The following is a 3131-nucleotide window of genomic DNA, read 5'->3' on the forward strand; positions in this document are numbered from 1 at the left end:
TCTGACCTGCGGGGGATTTGAGGGCAGCTATCAGCACGAAGCGCAGGATGCTAGCCTGTTCGCGAAGTGGGGCTACGACCTTCTGAAATACGACCTCTGTTCCTATCAAAAGCTGATGAAGAACACGAATAACCCGGCAGAGGTGAAACCCCCATATCGGTTGATGGGCTCCGAACTTGCGAAACAGAATCGCGACTTTGTCTACAACCTGTGTGAGTACGGCAACGGCGATGTATGGAAGTGGGGCCGCGACGTTGGCGGCAACTTCTGGCGAACCACAGGCGACGTAGGCTACCTGGATACGCCGCAAAGCACGCTCTGGAAGAATATCGCCGCCTTCGGCTTCGGACAGGCTGGCATCGAAAAATGGGCCGGTCCCGGCGGTTGGAACGATCCGGACAATCTGCTGGTCGGAAAGATTCTGTGGGACGGCCACCTGATGCCCACTCCGCTGACCCACAACGAGCAATACACCTATATGACGCTGTGGTCGCTGATGGATGCGCCACTGGTCTTTGGCGGCGACATGACGCAGCTGGATCCATTTACGTTGAGCCTGCTGACCAACTCCGAGGTGATCGATGTCAATCAGGACGCGTTAGGGAAACAGGCTGCGCCGGTTGCAAAGCACGGAACCCTGGAAGTCTGGGCCAAGCCAATGGAGGACGGCTCAATGGCAGTAGGCCTGTTCAATCGCGGCGATCAGGCAGCGGAGGTGACCGCGCTCTGGTCCGATCTTGGCATTCACGGCAAGCGCAAAGTTCGCGATCTGTGGCGCCAAAAAGATGTCGGCAAATTCGATCATCAGTTTCATGCGTCCGTCGGACCGCACGGCGCAGAAATGTTCCTGCTCGAAAAACATCGACACAAGTGGTAACCGATCGCGGCTATTCGACGGTTCGCTTCAACTGACCGCAGGCTGCGTAGATATCGCGTCCGCGTGGCCGACGCAGAAATGCAGGCACGCCGCTCGCGATTAAATGCTGCTGAAACGCGGCGACGTCTTCGGGCTTGGGCATGCGGTAGGGGATATCCGGGCCTGGATTCCAGACGATCAGATTCACTTTGGCTGGCAATCCAGAGCGCTGCAGCAGCGCACTCAACTCACGTGCATCCTGCAACGAATCGTTGACGCCGCCCAGCAGGACATATTCAAAGGTGACTCGCTCCCGCGGCCGCAGCGGAATTTCCCGGAGCGCCTCCAGCAAATCTTCAATCTTCCATTTGCGCGTGACCGGCATGATACTTTCGCGAATGGAATTGTTCGGCGCGTTCAGACTGAGCGCCAGCTTGGGCCGCAGTTTTTCCTTGGCGAATCGCTCAATGCCGGGCAGAATCCCGGAGGTTGAAACCGTCATGCGCGACTCCGGAATCCCCATGCCCTCCACCAGTAGATGGACGGCGGCCATGAAATTGTCGTAGTTCAGAAACGGTTCGCCCATTCCCATAAACACCAGGTTGATGCGATCCCGGCCAACGCGCACCTGGTGGCGATTCATTACCGCCGCCACTTGACCAGCGATTTCGCCCGCAGTCAGGTTGCGCTTCATGCCCAGCTTCGCTGTCAGGCAGAACTGGCAATTCACGGCGCAGCCAACCTGGCTCGAAATACAAATCGTCGCGCGGCGTGAAACCCACGTCTCAGAAGCGAGACCCTTCGACATGCTCAGGGCAGGCTCTGGCGCACGCGGTTCCTCAGCTTCTTCGTCAGCTGCGTCGGAGCCGTCGCCCAACTCGCCATCATCCCCGTTTGGCATCCAGACGGTCTCCACCGTCTCGCCGTCAGCACACTCCACCAGGTAACGCTCCGTTCCATCGCTCGAGACGAAGGCCTGTGCGATGCGCGGCAACCCCACCTGGAATCCTGATTGACTCAGCAATTCACGGACTGATTTTGGGAGTGCAGTCATCTCCTCCAGGGAGGAAACGCGCTGTTGATAAAGTGCGTGCCAAAGCTGGCGGGAGCGGTAACGCTCTAAACCTAATCTTTCAATTAACCATTCAAGTTGTTGTAACGAAAGAGAAAACATGGATTCTGAAGAATTTTCAACATTCTTTTGTGGAAGAGAGTCGAATTGTGGAAAACTTTGCATCTAATGTGGATAACTAGTTGCAGCCTCAGCCGCTTCCGGGCTCGACCGCAATCCAACCTAGTATGTGAAAAAATTATATACAGATGATTACGATCGATAGTCCGCAGGATACTACGCATTTTAGTTCCCTTGGTAGCTCGCCCGACAGCGCCCAAAGTCGCAATATTCGACGCACAGAATTATCGAATGGTCTGGTGATCCTAACCGAGAGAATGGAGCACGTTCGTTCCGTTTCGATGGGCGTGTGGGTCAAGACCGGTTCGCGAGATGAATTGCCGGAGATCAACGGCGTGTCTCACTTTGTGGAGCACATGGTTTTCAAGGGCACTAAGTCTCGCTCCGCTCAAAATATTGCCAGGGAAGTCGACGCCATCGGCGGCAACCTGGACGCTTTCACCAGCAAAGAAACCATCTGCTTCAACATCAAGGTGCTGGATGAGCATGTGCCGAAGGCGCTCGATGTGCTGACGGACCTGGTCACGCAGCCGGTGTTTGCTCCCGACGATATCGGGCGGGAATGCAAAGTGATCCTGGAAGAAATCAAGATGGATGAAGATAATCCGGACATGCTGGTGCATGAAATCTTTACCCAGAGCTTCTGGAAAGATCATCCGCTCGGCAAGCCGATTCTGGGCACTCGCGAGACGGTGAAGCGCTTCGATCAGGGAATGCTTTTTGATTTCTATGGCGGCCGATTCCAGGGGAAGAACATGATCTTCTCCGCCGCGGGGAACCTGGATCACGATGCATTTGTGACCTTGGTCGCGGAGAAACTGGCGCATCTGCCGGCCGCGCCCTCGCTCGACAGCGAATTGATTCTCCCGTTTGCGGCCAAGCCGAAGGTTCACGCACGGATTGTTTCGAAGCAAAAGAAGTCGCTGGAGCAACTGCAGCTTTGTCTTGGAGTACCGGCTCCGCCTGTGAATGATGAACAGCGTTATACCGTCGCCCTGCTGAATACGATTCTCGGCGGCGGCATGAGCTCTCGCCTGTTTCAGAATGTCCGCGAGGAGCGCGGTCTGGCGTACTCCATTTTCA

3 protein-coding genes are annotated in these 3131 nt (G+C 55.8%); 2 read left to right on the forward strand and 1 reads right to left on the reverse strand.

Annotated elements, in window-relative coordinates:
- Window positions 1-877, forward strand: an 877-nt coding sequence (locus tag VMU57_RS01580; protein ID WP_325380114.1) for a glycoside hydrolase family 27 protein, incomplete at its 5' end; no start/stop codon positions are given.
- Window positions 878-887: 10 nt separating this feature from the next.
- On the opposite strand, the gene rlmN is transcribed toward VMU57_RS01580, so the two are convergent.
- Window positions 888-2093 (reverse strand): 23S rRNA (adenine(2503)-C(2))-methyltransferase RlmN, encoded by a 1206-nt coding sequence (gene rlmN / locus VMU57_RS01585; RefSeq protein ID WP_325380116.1) that lies wholly within the window; start codon window positions 2091-2093, stop codon window positions 888-890.
- Window positions 2094-2305: 212 nt separating this feature from the next.
- Here rlmN and VMU57_RS01590 point away from each other — a divergent pair.
- The coding region (locus VMU57_RS01590) for a pitrilysin family protein (RefSeq protein WP_325380118.1) at window positions 2306-3131 on the forward strand (826 nt) is incomplete at its 3' end.

The sequence above is a fragment of the Edaphobacter sp. genome (genome assembly GCF_035532915.1).
Taxonomy (GTDB): domain Bacteria; phylum Acidobacteriota; class Terriglobia; order Terriglobales; family Acidobacteriaceae; genus Edaphobacter.

Excerpts from the sequence above, each read along its gene's own strand:
- rlmN (WP_325380116.1), bottom strand. The coding sequence starts at position 2,093 with ATGCAAAGTTTTCCACAATTCGACTCTCTTCCACAAAAGAATGTTGAA.